The organism is Pseudomonas sp. BP8 (assembly GCF_017875955.1).
Taxonomy (GTDB): domain Bacteria; phylum Pseudomonadota; class Gammaproteobacteria; order Pseudomonadales; family Pseudomonadaceae; genus Aquipseudomonas.
The window spans coordinates 3663130-3677191 of record NZ_JAGINK010000001.1 but is presented as its reverse complement, the minus strand read 5'-3'; the positions used below and the strand labels follow the sequence as shown (position 1 = coordinate 3677191).

The 14062-nt window shown below is 62.9% G+C and carries 14 protein-coding genes and 1 pseudogene; 10 read left to right on the top strand and 5 right to left on the bottom strand.

What is annotated here, in order from left to right; translation table 11 throughout:
• The first annotated feature begins 150 nt into the window (after positions 1-150).
• The 10 genes and pseudogenes from J3B00_RS16195 (at position 151) to J3B00_RS16155 (ending at position 8467) form a co-directional block, all read left to right on the top strand.
• Entirely contained in the window at positions 151-1029 is an 879-nt protein-coding gene (locus tag J3B00_RS16195) for a Dyp-type peroxidase (protein ID WP_209868673.1), read from the top strand.
• Positions 1030-1117: 88 nt separating this feature from the next.
• Positions 1118-2026, top strand: a complete 909-nt coding sequence (locus J3B00_RS16190; RefSeq protein ID WP_209868670.1) for an aldo/keto reductase — start codon at positions 1118-1120, stop codon at positions 2024-2026.
• A gap of 4 nt (positions 2027-2030) precedes the next feature.
• Positions 2031-3299 (top strand): MFS transporter, encoded by a 1269-nt coding sequence (locus J3B00_RS16185; RefSeq protein ID WP_209868668.1) that lies wholly within the window; start codon positions 2031-2033, stop codon positions 3297-3299.
• Positions 3300-3493: 194 nt separating this feature from the next.
• The gene (locus J3B00_RS16180; protein ID WP_209868666.1) at positions 3494-3661 is read left to right on the top strand and encodes a KGG domain-containing protein; all 168 of its coding nucleotides are present in this window, start codon (positions 3494-3496) and stop codon (positions 3659-3661) included.
• Between the two features lie 66 nt (positions 3662-3727).
• Complete coding sequence (locus J3B00_RS16175) at positions 3728-3925, top strand: hypothetical protein (protein ID WP_209868664.1); 198 nt, start codon at positions 3728-3730, stop codon at positions 3923-3925.
• Positions 3926-3943: 18 nt separating this feature from the next.
• The gene (locus tag J3B00_RS16170) at positions 3944-5278 is read left to right on the top strand and encodes an iron-containing redox enzyme family protein (RefSeq protein WP_209868662.1); all 1335 of its coding nucleotides are present in this window, start codon (positions 3944-3946) and stop codon (positions 5276-5278) included.
• On the top strand, positions 5278-6231 hold the full coding sequence (locus J3B00_RS16165) for a class I SAM-dependent methyltransferase (RefSeq protein WP_209868659.1): 954 nt from the start codon (positions 5278-5280) through the stop codon (positions 6229-6231). The genes J3B00_RS16170 and J3B00_RS16165 overlap by 1 nt, the downstream gene beginning before the upstream one ends.
• A gap of 2 nt (positions 6232-6233) precedes the next feature.
• Positions 6234-7320: pseudogene (locus J3B00_RS16160) on the top strand (carboxylate-amine ligase).
• Between the two features lie 119 nt (positions 7321-7439).
• Entirely contained in the window at positions 7440-7586 is a 147-nt protein-coding gene (locus tag J3B00_RS26830) for a PSPA7_2676 family Cys-rich small protein (RefSeq protein ID WP_281075654.1), read from the top strand.
• Between the two features lie 5 nt (positions 7587-7591).
• Positions 7592-8467 carry a Ku protein gene (locus J3B00_RS16155; protein WP_209868657.1) on the top strand — a complete coding sequence of 292 codons (876 nt, stop codon included), beginning with the start codon at positions 7592-7594 and terminating at the stop codon, positions 8465-8467.
• Positions 8468-8499: 32 nt separating this feature from the next.
• On the opposite strand, the gene J3B00_RS16150 is transcribed toward J3B00_RS16155, so the two are convergent.
• From J3B00_RS16150 to ligD, 5 genes are read right to left on the bottom strand one after another with little or no spacing between them, the layout of a single operon-like run.
• On the bottom strand, positions 8500-9159 hold the full coding sequence (locus tag J3B00_RS16150) for a glycosyltransferase (protein ID WP_209868654.1): 660 nt from the start codon (positions 9157-9159) through the stop codon (positions 8500-8502).
• Complete coding sequence (locus J3B00_RS16145) at positions 9156-9755, bottom strand: SAM-dependent methyltransferase (protein ID WP_209868652.1); 600 nt, start codon at positions 9753-9755, stop codon at positions 9156-9158. The genes J3B00_RS16150 and J3B00_RS16145 overlap by 4 nt, the downstream gene beginning before the upstream one ends.
• Positions 9752-10507, bottom strand: a complete 756-nt coding sequence (locus tag J3B00_RS16140; RefSeq protein WP_209868650.1) for a PIG-L family deacetylase — start codon at positions 10505-10507, stop codon at positions 9752-9754. The genes J3B00_RS16145 and J3B00_RS16140 overlap by 4 nt, the downstream gene beginning before the upstream one ends.
• The gene (locus J3B00_RS16135; RefSeq protein WP_209868648.1) at positions 10504-11547 is read right to left on the bottom strand and encodes an acyl-CoA dehydrogenase family protein; all 1044 of its coding nucleotides are present in this window, start codon (positions 11545-11547) and stop codon (positions 10504-10506) included. Before J3B00_RS16135 ends, J3B00_RS16140 begins: the two co-directional genes overlap by 4 nt.
• Positions 11548-11549: 2 nt before the next feature.
• Positions 11550-14036, bottom strand: coding sequence for a DNA ligase D (gene ligD / locus J3B00_RS16130; protein ID WP_209868646.1), 2487 nt, complete (start codon positions 14034-14036; stop codon positions 11550-11552).
• Positions 14037-14062 lie beyond the last annotated feature (26 nt).

Here is a 14062-nt window from a genome sequence, read left to right as displayed (position 1 = left end):
TCGAACGATAGCTAATCGCAATAGGCCATGTCTTGGTAAAGTTTTGTTATTGCGCTGGGCCGCAAAGCCGCGCAACAGCAGCTGCGAGTCGCGTTGCGATCAGGCGCGGTGCGCAGTAGGATTCGCGCTTTTGCCGAGGATTCGCCTGTCATGCCGTTCCAGCAAGGTCTGCTTGCCACCCCCGTGCCGGCTCACGCCCGTCACCTGTTTTTCACCCTGCATTCGCCCCAGGCACTGCCTGCGGTGCTCGATGCCTTGCAGTCGCAGGTCGTTGGCCAGCAGTTGATCGTTGGCGTTGGGGCTCCCTTGGCCAAGGCACTGGGCCGCGAGGTCGAGGGCCTGCGCGGATTTCCGCAACTGGACGCGGCGGTCGAAAACCCGAGCACGCAACACGCACTGTGGCTGTGGCTGCGGGGTGAAGAGCGCGGTGAGCTGTTTCTCCGTGCCCAGGCACTGGAGCAGATGCTAGCACCGGCCTTGAGCCTGGTAGACAGTGTCGATGGCTTCTTGCACCGTGGCGGGCATGATCTGACGGGCTATGAAGATGGCACGGAAAACCCGGTGGATGCCGACGCGATTGAAGCGGCCATCGTCGCTGGCGAGCAGCCGGGCCTGAGCGGCTCCAGCTTTGCCGCCTTCCAGCTGTGGAAGCACGACCTGCAGTACTTCAAGTCACTGCCCCAGGGCGAGCAAGACAACATCATTGGCCGCCGCCTGAGCGACAACGAAGAGCTGGAAGACGCGCCCGAGTCGGCCCACGTCAAGCGCACTGCGCAAGAAAGCTTTGACCCTGAGGCGTTCATGGTCCGCCGTTCGGTGGCTTGGACCGATGCACGCGGCGCCGGCCTGGCCTTTATCGCCCTCGGCCACAGCTTTGACGCCTTCGAGGTGCAATTGCGCCGTATGAGCGGCTTGGAAGATGGCGTGATAGATGGCTTGTACCGGTTCAGTCGGCCACTCACCGGCGGCTACTACTGGTGCCCGCCCCAGGTTGAGGGCATGCTCGACCTGAGCCTGCTGCTGGGCTGACGCCTAACATTCAGATACAGAATCACCTGCCAGGGTGGGTATGAGCGACTAGCCTTGAAAGTTTCCGATTCATGACGGGAGCTTTTCCATGTACGGTCGTCGTGATGTCCTACGCACGGGAGCGGCCTTGGGCCTGATGGCCGCCAGCCCGTGGCTGTATGCCGAATCCGCCCCTGGCCTGCTTACGCGCAAGATCCCCGCCAGTGGCGAAGCGCTGCCGGTGATCGGCGCGGGCACCTCCGGCAGCTTTGAGGTCGAGCCCGGCTCTGCGCAATACCAGCAACTCCAGCAGGTGCTCAAGGCGTTTTTCGAGGGCGGTGGCAAGGTCATCGATACCTCGCCGAACTACGGCGGGGCCGACGCGATCCTGGGTCAGTTGCTGGAGGAGGGTCGCTGGCATCGCCAGTGTTTCATTGCCACCAAGATCGCCGCCGACAGCGCGGCCGCCGCCCAGGAGCAGTGGGCCGGCACGTTGAAGAGCCTGCGTACGGACAAAGTCGATCTGCTGCAGATTCACAACCTGCGTGACTGGCAGCGGCAATTGCCCTATGCCCGCGAGCTCAAGGCGCAAGGCAAGACCCGCTACGTCGGCATCACTCATTACCTGGCCAGCGGTCAGGATGATGTGACCGAGATCGTTCGCAAAGAACCGCTCGACTTCATTCAGATCAACTATTCAGTGAATGCCCCCGACGCGGCCAAGACGCTGCTGCCGCTGTGTCACGACAAAGGCGTGGCGGTCCTGATCAATCGCACCTTCGATGACGGCCGGCTGTTCGCCAAGGTCAAGGATCAGCCCCTGCCTGGCTGGGCTGCAGAAGCTGGAATCAGCAGCTGGGCACAGATGTTCCTCAAGTTCGCCATCAGCCATCCGGCGGTCACCACGGTGATTCCGGCGACTGGCCGACCGGACCGTCAACTCGACCAGCTCAAGGCCGGCCTTGCGCCCTTGTTAAGCGAAGCGCAGCAGCAAGCGCTGATCCGCCAGTTCGCGTGACGTCATGAGGCAATGGCGGCGGCGCCTGGCGCTGGGGTTGAACCTGCAGCCCGGTGAGGCTGCACCGGTTGTCGCCGGCCTTGCGCTGTTCTACCTGTTGTTCACCGGCTATTTCATGCTGCGTCCAGTACGCGAAACCATGGGAATAGCCGGGGGTGTCGACAACCTGCAATGGCTGTTCAGCGGGACGTTCATCGCCACCTTGGTGTGTTTGCCACTGTTCGGCTGGCTGGCCTCCAAGGTTAAGCGCCGGCGCATTCTGCCATGGACCTATGCGGTGTTCGCCAGCAACCTGTTGCTGTTTGCCCTGCTGTTCGCCCGCGACCCTGACGATATCTGGCAGGCGCGGGCTTTTTACATCTGGCTGTCGGTGTTCAACCTGCTGGCGATTTCCTTGGCCTGGAGCGTGCTTGCCGATTTGTTCTCCAGCGAACAGGGCAAGCGCCTGTTTGGCCTGTTGGCGGCCGGTGCCAGCCTGGGCGGGCTGAGCGGACCGTTGCTGGGTGCGCTGCTGGTGGCGCCATTGGGCCATGCCGGATTGCTCATACTGGCGTGCCTGTTCTTGCTCGGCAGCATCGCCGCGGCGGTGTACCTGCAGCGCTGGCGTGACCGCAACCCGTTGCCCGCCATGAGTGAACATCCTGCGTCCAAGCCGCTGGGTGGCAACCCTTTCGCCGGGGCCAGCGCAGTCATGCGCTCGCCCTATCTGCTCGGCATTGCGCTGTTCGTGATACTGCTGGCCAGTGTCAGTACCTTCCTGTACTTCGAGCAGGCACGCATTGTCAGCGAAACCTTTACCGACCGTACCCGCCAGACCCAGGTGTTCGGCTTGATCGACACCGTGGTCCAGGGGCTGGCGATCCTCACCCAGGTGTTCATCACCGGCCGGTTAGCCCGGCGTATGGGGGTTGGGGTGCTGTTGCTGGCGGTGCCCTTGATCATGGCGGCAGGGTTCATCTGGCTGGCGTTGGCGCCAGTGTTCGCGGTGTTCGTTATCGTCATGGTGGTACGTCGGGCCGGTGAATATGCCTTGGTGCGACCTGGGCGGGAGATGCTCTTCACCGTGTTGCCGGCTGAAGACAAGTACAAGGCGAAAAATTTCATCGACACGGTGGTCTATCGCGGCGGTGACGCGTTGAGTGGCTGGGTCAAACGTGGACTGGATGTTATGGGCGAGCATCCGCAGTTGGCCATGCTTTTCGGCGCGCTGCTGGCGCTTGGCTGGGGCATCACCGGCGCCTGGCTTGGCCGTCGCCAGCGCGAATTGGAGTAGGGCGCCCTGCCAATCCGTCACGCGCCTGATCCTTATCCATTTGCGCACCAAATACACGCCAAGCCCATATTTAACGCCACCGGTCCGATGCCTTCGGAAATAAAGCGAATCAGCGCTTATCGCCGTACTCCCATCCTATGTACGGCACCTTGCTGTGCATTTCCGAATCCGCAGCCACATTGAGGTTCACGACCATGGCCAACAAAGAAAGCAACAAGACTGGCAGTCAGGGCGGTTCCAAGAACCCTGGCAACTTTGCCAACGACAAGGCAAAAGCTTCCGAGGCAGGCCGCAAAGGCGGGCAGTCTTCTGGTACCACCACTGACCGCAGCGAGTCTGGCCGCAAAGGTGGCCGCTCGTAATTCGTAAGCAACCACACGCAGTGCCGGCCTCCGGCGCTGCGTTTTTTTGACGCTGGAGGACGACCCATGCGTACAGCGCCCATGATCTGCCTGTTGAGCAGCCTGGTTCTGCTTGGCGGTTGTTTTGATCGCGACACTGACCACCCGGCCAAAGACGCCGACCCTAGCAAGCCATCGCTACAAATGCAGAAACCTGATGATCTGCCAGCTCCGCAACCTGCTCCTGGCCCTGAGCCGATGCCGCAGGACAGCAAAACCCCGTAATCGCGCAAGGAGTCAGGCATGACTGTCATGACCCGCAACCTCGCCCCAATGATCTCCACGCCCTCTGAACAGTGCCTCGCGCAGCGCTACCGGTCATTGCTGCAAGGCGATGCTGAAGGCACCGATGTGTGGCTGTCTGAACAACTGCACCAGGCAGGCGCCCTGAACGACGATTTGCCTGACTCCCCAGATCAACTCATGCACTGGAGCGCTCTGCGTGCGACGCAGGTAGCGGGCGACTATGCCACCTACCTCGAGCAACGGCGCGGCGGTGCGCTCAGGCGCTACTTCGCCAACCGCGCTCATGCCTTGTGGTACCTGCAACAGGTCGCGCCGACCAAGGCCGTCGATGGCGCGTGGTTGCACGGCACGCTCAAGCACTGGCACGACCCGCGCTACCACGGCCTGATCAGGACCTATCTCGAAGAACTTGGCGACGGTGACGCGCGCTGCAACCATGTGCTGATCTACCAGCGCTTGCTCAGCCGTGTGGGTTGCCTGGAATCAATGCCCCTGGACGACACGCGGTACCTGCAAGGCGCCGTGCAGCTGGCGCTTGGACAATATGCCGAACAATTCCTGGCCGAAGTCATCGGGTACAACCTCGGCTACGAGCAACCGCCGCTGCACTTGCTGATCACTACCTACGAGTTGGCGGAGCTGGGCATTGATGGCCATTATTTCCAGCTTCACGTGACCATCGACAACGCGGCCAGCGGCCATGCCCATCGCTCGATCCAGGCCTTGCTGCAGTTGTGCCCGCCGCAGGACCAAGAAGCGTTCTATGAACGGGTACGCCACGGGTATCGGCTAAACGACCTGGGCACGCCTGCCACTGAACTGATTGCCAGTTTCGATCTTGAGGCCGAGCTGATGGCGGCACTCGAGCGCAAGCGCGAGTTTGGCCAGTTCATGCATTCGGACCATTGCAAGCTCCAAGGCCGTACCATCAACCAATGGCTGGCCGACCCCCAGGCAATTGGCGGATTTGTAAAGGCGTTACAGGTGCAAGGCTGGATCCAGCGCAATCGCGACCCCGCGCAGAGTCGCTTCTGGAAACTGATCGAGGGGCCGTCAGCGGCGATGTTCGGCGTGTTCAGCGCGTACGAGAAGCAGCTCTGGCACGACTGGATTGCCGGTGATTGGCAAGGGCCGAAAGTGCGCAGGGTGTTCCCCGGTAGCTGGCAGGCTGAGCTGGCGGCCGGCGAAACGGTACGTCTGCAGCCAACGCACGAGCCCATCGAAGCCTTGCTCGAGCGCATGGCAGGCAACCGCCACGCCTTGCCTGATGGCCTGGCGGCTACGCGTGCCTATATCGCTGCCACCGGCCTGGCCGAAGAGGGGGTTCACTGATGCAACCGACCCCGCAACAAGCACAGGCTGACCAGGCGTTGTTTCAGTTGGGACAGCGCCTGAGGGCGGACGGCTATAGCTTCACCTGTGTGACCCCGGCCACCCATGCCCGTAACAATGCTCGTCCAGGGGCGGAGCTGGCGCACACCTTGCGCGACGTGTTCGGTTGGAGTCGGCCGTTTGCTCAAGCACTGCTTTCAGCAGATGAACTGGCCCAGTTGAAGGCTGCGGATGTGCTCCAGGCAGACGGTGAGCGACTGCGCAGCACGGTACGTTGGTCTACCTTGGACGACCTGCTGCTGGTGCATTCGGCCTATCCCACCGACGCTAGCGATGCGGTGTTCTTTGGCCCGGACAGCTACCGTTTCGCTCAGGTCATCCTCGACCATTTGCAGCGCAGCCCGGAGCCTGTGCGCCATGCGGTGGACATCGGCTGTGGCAGTGGCATCGGTGCGCTGCTCATAGCCCGTGCCGCGCCGCACGCGCAAGTCAGCGCCGTCGATATCAATCCGCTGGCGTTGCGCTACACCGCTATCAATGCTGCCCTGGCCGGCTTGACCAATGTGTCGGTCGAACCCAGTGACCTTCTTGCCGGCCTCAGTGCCAGCTTTGACCTGATCGTCGCCAATCCGCCGTACATGCTCGACACCCAGCAGCGCCAATACCGCCACGGCGGTGGAGAGCTGGGCGCGGCGTTGTCGGTGCGCATTCTCGAGCAGGCCTGCCAGCGTCTGAACGTCGGCGGCACACTGCTGTTGTATACCGGGGTGGCGGTAGTCGACGGCACAGACGCCCTGCTTGAGGCCGCCCGCCTGCGTCTGGCCGGGCCCAAGTGGAGCTGGGTGTACCGCGAACTCGACCCGGACGTGTTTGGCGAGCAGCTGCTTGAAGCGGGGTATCAGCAGGTAGAGCGTATTGCGGCTGTTGCCCTCAGCGTCAGCCGAATTGGCTGATCATGTACCGCCCTTGCACATTCGGCATCGAGGAAGAGTACCTGTTGGTTGACCTTGGCAGCGGTCGGGTGCTGGCCTCACCGACGGCTACGGTGGTCAGGCGCTGCCGTGAAGTGCTGGGCGAGTATTTTGCCGATGAGATGTTTAACAGCCAGATAGAAGTCGCATCGCCCGTCTTCGCTAACGTGTATGAGGCGCGCAGCTTTCTCGGTGAAAGCCGCCAGCGCCTGATCGCGGCATTGGCCGAGGAGGGGGTCGGCCTGTATTGCGCGGCCAGTCACCCCAGTGCCGACGCCCTGCGCCAGCAGCCGCGTCGATTGACCCACTACCGGCAGATCTTCGACGACTATCAGCATGTGGCCCGAAGTAGTTTGTTGTCTGGCTTGCATGTGCACGTCGGGGTGCCGCCTGGCTGCGATCGGATGCAGTTGATTAACCGGGTGCTGTATTGGGCGCCATTGCTGCTCGTGCTGAGCACGTCATCGCCGCTGTGGGTCGGCCATGATACGGGCTACATGAGCTATCGCCGGGTGATCTGCGCGCAATTGGTCGGCTTATGAGCGTTATCGCGCTTTGCTTCAGCGTAGCGGCGCATTGGCCAAGGACGGTGCGCTCTGGTGGGCGCTGCGCCCGTCACATCGTTTTGCCACGGTGGAATTGCGTATCTGCGACGGCTGCCCACGGCTTGAAGTTGCGCTGTGCATCGCCGCGCTGTTCCGCCACCTGGTCGAGTGCTGCGCAGTAGCCCATTACGCGGCGACGCCGGTGAACCGCGAGCTGCACTGGATCACCCAGGAGAACTACTGGCGGGCCATGCGCTATGGGCGTCATGGGCAATTCATTGGCGTACATGAGCAAGCGCAAGTCACGGCGCAGGGTTGGCTGGCGCAGTTGGGCACGCAACATCCACCGCAGACTGCGGATGCCGAACGGGCACTGATGCTGGCGCAGCGGGTCCTGCAGGACGGAACCAGTGCTGATCGGCAGTTGCTCTGTTTGCGCGAGGCGCGGGCAGCGGGGCTGGATGTTCGCCAGGGGTTGCGGGCGGTGGTGGATCAGGTGTTGGAAGAAGGGGCAGGCAAGGTGTGATCCCTTGGCCGCGGGTGAAAGGCAGTCGATGCCGCAGGGCAGGCCAACTAAACCTTAACGGCGCCACGCAGTCAGTCCCAGTAAGTGCCCGCGAAACTACCGGGACAAGGAGGTGGCTGATGAAACTCTTCTGCCTGCTGCGCGGCTGCCAATGGCGCGCTGTGCTCTGTGGCGAGGCCGCTGGCTTGCAATGCCAGTGCTGCGAACGTTGTGGTGCGTTGCGCTATTGCCAATCTGACCAACCTGTGAAGCCTAGTAGGAGCTGACCGTCATGGCCCGAGCTATCTGGAAAGGCGCGATCAGCTTCGGCCTCGTGCACATTCCCGTTTCACTCAATACCGCTGTGCGTACCGAGCGGGTCGACTTCGATTGGCTCGACAAACGCAGCATGGACCCGGTTGGCTACAAGCGGGTGAACAAGACCACCGGCAAGGACATCGACAAGGACAACGTGGTCAAGGGCGTGGAGTACGAAAAAGGCCGCTATGTGATCATCAGCGAGGAAGAAATCCGCAACGCGCGGCCGGAAGCCACTCAGACCATCGACATCTTTTCGTTTGTCGAGGCTACCGACATTCCTCTGCAGCACTTCGACACGCCTTACTACCTGAGCCCTGACCGGCGCGGCGGCAAGGTTTATGCCTTGCTCAGGGAAACCCTGGAGAGTACCGGCAAGGTGGCCTTGGCCACGGTCGTATTGCATACCCGCCAGCACCTGGCCCTGTTGCGCCCGCTGGAAGACGCCTTGGTGATGATAACGCTGCGCTGGCCAGAGGAGGTGCGCGGTATCGACACGCTGGAGCTGGACAAGAGCGTGACCGAAACCAAGGTCGACAAACGTGAGCTGGACATGGCCAAGCGCCTGGTACAGGACATGAGTGGGCCGTGGAGCCCTGATGACTACCATGATGCGTTTCGGCAGACGATCATGGACCTGGTGGAAGAGAAGGCCAGCAAGGGCAAGATCAGCGTGGTAGAGAAGGGCGATGGCGAGGCGGCGCACAAGGGAGCCGATATTCTCGACCTGACCGAGCTGCTCAAGCGCAGCCTGGGTGGCAAAGGGGCGACTGCGGCACCGAAGAAGAAGGCTGCTGTCAAGGAAGAGCCAGAGAAGAAGCCGGCCAAGCGTACGCGCAAGGCGTCATGAGTGGGACTGGTGGTGCAGCCCTTTAGCAGGTACTAAGGGGCTGCCTCCAATCCCGCCAGATAATCCCCAAAACCTTCCCGTGCGCGGCTGTCCCGCCGGCTGCTGGTGGCCACGCTGTGCTTGGCCGTCCACACGATCTGCGCCCCATTGGCCTCCAGCGCCCGTACCAACTGCACATCCTCATGCGCCGGCAATGGCGCAAAACCGCCGACCTGTTCATAGGCGCGGGCACATACGCCGAGGTTTGCGCCGTGAATATGCCGGTGCCCTTCACAGGCATCATATCGGCTCCGATACAACTGGCGCAGCGCGGCCTTCTGCCAGGGCTGCCAATGCTCGATGTGCACCGTTCCACAAACCACATCGGCAGCACAGGCCAGTTGCCACAGCAGCCAGTGGCTGGGTACGCGACTGTCGGCGTCGGTACACGCCAGCCAAGACGCCCCGCGCTCCAGCATCAGCGCTGCGCCTGCCCGCCGGGCGCCGCCGACGTTGCCCGCCGCCACAGCCAACGTAGCCACGCCATGCCGACGGGCCACGGCCTCACTGCCGTCGCTGCAGCGGTCCAGCACCACCAACACCTCGACCCGGTGGCCGGCTTGCTCCGCTTGCGAGGCAGCCGCCATCACCGATTTCAAGCAACGCCCGAGCCGCCTGGCTTCGTTATGTGCGGGGATGATCACTGCAATCATGCGCACCTCTCATCCAGGTCGACCACGCTGGGCTGGCACGACCAGTACTCCAGCAAAAAATCTGCCTCTTCATGACGGAACACCCGATACAGGGGCAGATGCTTGGCCAGCAGGTCGTGCACTGCTCGGCCATCTTGCGGGCAGCCAGCGATCGGATGGCGCCAGTGGCAGGCCAACAGACCGCCATCGTCGTCAAGACTGGCCACCGACTGCTCGATCACTTGCAGCCAATCGGTAGGATTCAGGTAATAGCCGACCTCGCTCAGGACAATCAGGTCGAAGCTCTGCCCCGGCCAGTCGGCGGGCAGGCGGCCAAGTTCGACGCTGGCATGGCTGACCGCGCTGAGCCGCTCGCGGGCAAGGTTCACCGCGGTTGGGTCGAGGTCCTGACAGAGCAGGCTGGCGCAGCGGTCGGCCAGCAACACGCTCAGTTCGCCATTGGCGCAGGCGGGCTCGAACACCCTTTCATAATACTGGCGCGGCAGGCTGGCCATCACCAGTTCGCGCTTGCGCCGTTCGTACCAGCGTGTGCGAAACGCCCATGGATCATCGTTGTCGGCGTATAACTCGGCAAAATACTGCGCATCAAGGCTCATAGGAACACCAGTTCGAACGGTTGCAGAAGGCACTCCAGCAAGTGCTGTGGCAGGACCGGGGGGCGGCCTTCATCGGACTCCATCTGGCTTGCATGGGCGCTGATGGCCTGGCGTTTGCGTGCCAGGTTGACCTCATCAAGCTGGATGCGGTGTGCCCGTGCCCAAGGCAAGCGTGGGTCATCGGGAGTTGCCCAGTGCCAGGCCCACACCGGCACTTCGCCCAGTTGTGCCTTGCGCGCCAGGGCTGCCTGCGCAGCTGCGCGGCCAACTGCCTCGTGATCGCAGTGGCCATCGCCACGCCAGGTGGTGAGCAGCAGGTCATCGGGCTTGAGCAACTGGTTCAGGTGATTGACCAGAAACGCCTCATCCCTGGGCAGTGCGCCGTCCTTGAGGTTGAGCCGCCGCCAGTCGAGGGCATTGAGGTCGAGATCCAGCTGCTGCAAAGCGTGGCGGCTTTCCAGTGGGCGCTGACGGCGCAGGCGATGCTCTGTCCAGTGGGCCGAGTGCGGATGGCTGCCTTCACCGTCGGTGGCCGAGATCAGCACCAGGTCTTGCTCGCGGCCCCGAAACCCGGCCAGCAGGCCGCCGGCCATGAGGATCTCATCATCCGGATGCGGAGCCACCAGTACTAACCGGCGCCCCGGTGGGCACAGCTGGCGCGGGTCGAGCCAAGTCGCTCGGGACAAGTGCGCGGATTGCTGCCAGTCGGCCCACGGCGTGCCCGTACTGGCCTGAATCAGGTTTTCAGTCATAGTTGCCAGGCTCCCGCCGGCCTCTGTGCCAGCGCTTGTCCAAGGTTGGCCAGGTCACGCTCGGCATGGCTCTGACGCAGGTAAACCGGAAGGTCGGCGCTAAGCCGGGCGAAATGGCTGTTGCGACAGAACGGCGTAGCCCCCAAGGCCCGGCCGACATGCGCGATCACCGTGTCGACCGCCTGCTCGACCTGGGCGCGCACGCGCTGCACTTCAAAGCTGGCATCGGCCTGCGGTTGCCGGTCGATCCACGCCGCGCATTCGCGCAAGGCGGCGCGGGCGCCATAGAGCGCGGCATCGACACTGCCCAGGTGGGCGTCGGCATGTGGGTCAGGGCGCGACGTGCGGCGGTGTTCGAACAGGTACCCGGCCAACGCTTCGGCGCCGCCATACCAGCAGGCAGCGATACCGCCACCGCCATGCCAGAAGCCAGGCCGGGCCAGGTATTGGCCGGGCTGGCCAACGGCTATGCCCGGTGCGTCCTCGAACTCGATGTCGGCACTGGCGGTGGTCGCCATGCCCACCGCGTGCCAATGATCGGCAATGATGCGCTGGCCGGGTTGCGACAGGTCGATGGCGACCAGTTGCGGGCGCTCGTCATCGGCCCACGCAGTGATCAAGCCGCGATCAACCTGCAGCGCGCCCGAACACCAGGCCTTGCGCCCGCTCAAGCGTACTTTCTCGCCGTCGCGCGCCGTGATGTGGACACGGGCGTCGGGCGGTTCGGCGGCCCAGACACCCCAGATGCCAGTACCCGCGAGGTGTGACGCGCTGCATTCTGCAAGGATGGCCAGCGCGTCGGTGTGGCCCTCGTAGAGCTTGGCCAGCGCCAAGTCACAGCCGGCAACCCGGGCCAATATCTGCCAGCGTTGCAGGGTATGACCGTGGCCTGGTAGCGGTAGCTGGTCGAGTTGATTGGCCTGCAAGGCGTGCATCAGCAGGGGAAGCTGCTCGTCGAGCCTCAGGGGCTGTTGCCGTACGCTGAACGCCTGCAACAACTGTTCGAGCTGCGTGTTATCGAGTTGTTCAACAATGCCCATTTTCAAGCGAGCCCCATTTGCTTGCGCATCCGCGCAGTGATCGATTGACGCGTCTTGGCCAGGTCTGCCCAGGGATCATCAATCTCGGCCAGGCGCTCGCTGATCGTAGAAATCGTCCATTGGTTGGCACCTTTAAGGTCCGTCAGCTCTTCGCGCCAGATGGGCACCGACACCGGCAGGCCTTCGCGCGCCCGCAACGTGTAAGCACAGGCCGTGGTTGCGCCTTTGCCGTTACGCAGGTAATCGATGAAGATGCGCCCGACCCGGTTTTTGGGACCGGACACCGCGCTGAGGCGATCAGGGAAAAGCTTGGCCAGGTAGTCGACGATGGCGTGGCTGAAGTCCTTGACCTCGTCCCAGCCTGCACGCCGGGTCAACGGCACGACCAGATGCATCCCTTTGCCGCCGCTGGTCTTGAGGAACACCTTGAGGCCAAGCTCGTCAAGCAGGGTCAGGGTCAGCTGGGTAGCCTCGATCATCGCTTTCCAGGGCAGCGCCGGGTCGGGGTCGAGGTCAAGCACGAAACGGTCGGGCTTGTCGAAGTCCTTGTCGGTAGCGTTCCAGGTGTGCAGCTCGAGCATGTTCATCTGCACGGCGCCGAGCAACGTTTGCGGGCGATTGATGACCATCGCCGCCTGGCCGGCCTGGGCTTTGTCATAGCTGACGACATCGGGAATGTGCAACTGGCCGGCATTCTTCTGAAAGAACAGCTCTCCTGCGAGGCCTTCGGGTGCCCGCACCAAGGCTACTGGACGGTCCTTGAGCTGGGGCATGATCCACGGCGCGACTGCAGCGTAGTACTCGGCCACTTCGCGCTTGGTGACGCCGCTACTGGCGTCGATTACCCGCTCTGGGTGAGTCAAATGCAGGTCGCTCAAGGTGTTCTGCTCCTTTTTCGCCGAGGCCGCGGGCGCGGCGCGCTCTAGGTCGATGGCCTTGGCCGGCTTGTCGTCGCGCAGGCCGTGGAACACCGAGTGACGCACAAGGCCTTCGCGGGTCATTTGGGCGTAGCCGACCTCGGCCAACAGAGTCGGCTTGAGCCAGTGCACACCGCGCGCCTCGGCGCCGGTGGGCGGATCAGCCAGGCTTGGCTTGGCGATCTCGAGTGGCTTGAGACGGGCATGGATGCTTGCCAGCGTGGTGACGGTAAACCCTGTGCCAACCTTGCCCGCGTAGCGCAATTTGCCGCTGTCGCTGTCATGCAAGGCCAGCAACAACGCGCCGAACCCGCTGCGGCTGCCCTTCGGATCGGTGTAGCCGACGATCACGAACTCTTGGCGCTGCTTGCACTTGAGCTTGATCCAGTCGCTGCTGCGCCGGCCGCTGTAGGGGCTGTCGACGCGCTTGCCAATCAGGCCTTCGAGTTCCAGGCGACAGGCGCTATCGAGCAACGACTCCACGGGCTCATCGAAATCTGCAGAAAACTTGAGTACCTCGCCGCGATCTTTCGCCAACAACGTGGCGAGCTGTTCGCGGCGCTCCAGCAGGGGCGCCTGGCGCAGGTCGCGACCATTGAAGTACGGCAGGTCGAACAGGTAATAGGTGATCTGCTGGTCTTGCTCGGTATCGAAGGCGTTTTGCAGCGCCTGAAAGTCGGCCACGCCGTTGTCACCCGCCACTACCATCTCGCCATCTAGCCAGGCCGACTCGAGCTTGAGCTTGCGCAGTGCCGCGACCTGATGCGGCATCTTCGCGCTCCAGTCGTGGCCGTTGCGGGTAAACAGCCGTATGTCATCACCGTCAATCCGGGCGAGGATACGGTAGCCATCGAACTTGACCTCATAGCGCCAGTCACCGCCAGGTGCTGAGTCCACCAGGGTGGCCAGCTGGGGCTGGATGCGATCGGGCAGATCGGCCTTGGCGGCAGTTGTGCGACGGCGGCTGGCGGTGGGTTGCTTAGCCGGCTGTTCGGCCGGTTTGGCGCGCCGCGAGACCAGTGTGCGATCACTGAGGACGCTGTCGGGCTGGGCGTCGACGATGCTGTATTGCGCCTCGCTGCGGGCCTCGCCGTCGTGCGACTTGACCAGCATCCACTGCTCTTTCTTGCCTGCCAGGTGAGTGCGAAACAGGTTCCATACACCGGACAATTTTTCCCCTTGCAGACGAAAACGCAGCTTGCCTTTGGCATAGCTGGTGTGCGGATCACCTTCGGGCTCCCACACACCGCGATCCCAGACGATGACGTCGCCGGCGCCGTAGTGGCCCTCGGGGATGGTGCCTTCGAAATCGGCGTAATCGAGCGGGTGGTCTTCAACATGCACGGCCAGCCGGCGCACCTTGGGGTCCAGCGAGGGGCCTTTGGGGATTGCCCAGCTTTTCAGTGTGCCGTCGAGTTCCAGGCGAAAGTCGTAGTGCAGGTGGCTGGCATCGTGTTTCTGGATGCAATACTGCAAGGCATGCTCCTGCTTGCCGTGCTGGCGCTTGCCTGCCGGTTCCGGGGTTACATTGAAGTCACGCTTGCGCTGGTACTCCTGCAGGGGTTTGGCCATGACGGGCTCCGGGACGATTCGCGGGT

Bases quoted from the DNA above. Each gene is read 5' to 3' on its own strand.
- J3B00_RS16195 (WP_209868673.1), top strand. From the start codon at position 151: ATGCCGTTCCAGCAAGGTCTGCTTGCCACCCCCGTGCCGGCTCACGCC.
- J3B00_RS16190 (WP_209868670.1), top strand. From the start codon at position 1,118: ATGTACGGTCGTCGTGATGTCCTACGCACGGGAGCGGCCTTGGGCCTG.
- J3B00_RS16185 (WP_209868668.1), top strand. From the start codon at position 2,031: ATGAGGCAATGGCGGCGGCGCCTGGCGCTGGGGTTGAACCTGCAGCCC.
- J3B00_RS16180 (WP_209868666.1), top strand. From the start codon at position 3,494: ATGGCCAACAAAGAAAGCAACAAGACTGGCAGTCAGGGCGGTTCCAAG.
- J3B00_RS16175 (WP_209868664.1), top strand. From the start codon at position 3,728: ATGCGTACAGCGCCCATGATCTGCCTGTTGAGCAGCCTGGTTCTGCTT.
- J3B00_RS16170 (WP_209868662.1), top strand. From the start codon at position 3,944: ATGACTGTCATGACCCGCAACCTCGCCCCAATGATCTCCACGCCCTCT.
- J3B00_RS16165 (WP_209868659.1), top strand. From the start codon at position 5,278: ATGCAACCGACCCCGCAACAAGCACAGGCTGACCAGGCGTTGTTTCAG.
- J3B00_RS26830 (WP_281075654.1), top strand. From the start codon at position 7,440: ATGAAACTCTTCTGCCTGCTGCGCGGCTGCCAATGGCGCGCTGTGCTC.
- J3B00_RS16155 (WP_209868657.1), top strand. From the start codon at position 7,592: ATGGCCCGAGCTATCTGGAAAGGCGCGATCAGCTTCGGCCTCGTGCAC.
- J3B00_RS16150 (WP_209868654.1), bottom strand. From the start codon at position 9,159: ATGATTGCAGTGATCATCCCCGCACATAACGAAGCCAGGCGGCTCGGG.
- J3B00_RS16145 (WP_209868652.1), bottom strand. From the start codon at position 9,755: ATGAGCCTTGATGCGCAGTATTTTGCCGAGTTATACGCCGACAACGAT.
- J3B00_RS16140 (WP_209868650.1), bottom strand. From the start codon at position 10,507: ATGACTGAAAACCTGATTCAGGCCAGTACGGGCACGCCGTGGGCCGAC.
- J3B00_RS16135 (WP_209868648.1), bottom strand. From the start codon at position 11,547: ATGGGCATTGTTGAACAACTCGATAACACGCAGCTCGAACAGTTGTTG.
- ligD (WP_209868646.1), bottom strand. From the start codon at position 14,036: ATGGCCAAACCCCTGCAGGAGTACCAGCGCAAGCGTGACTTCAATGTA.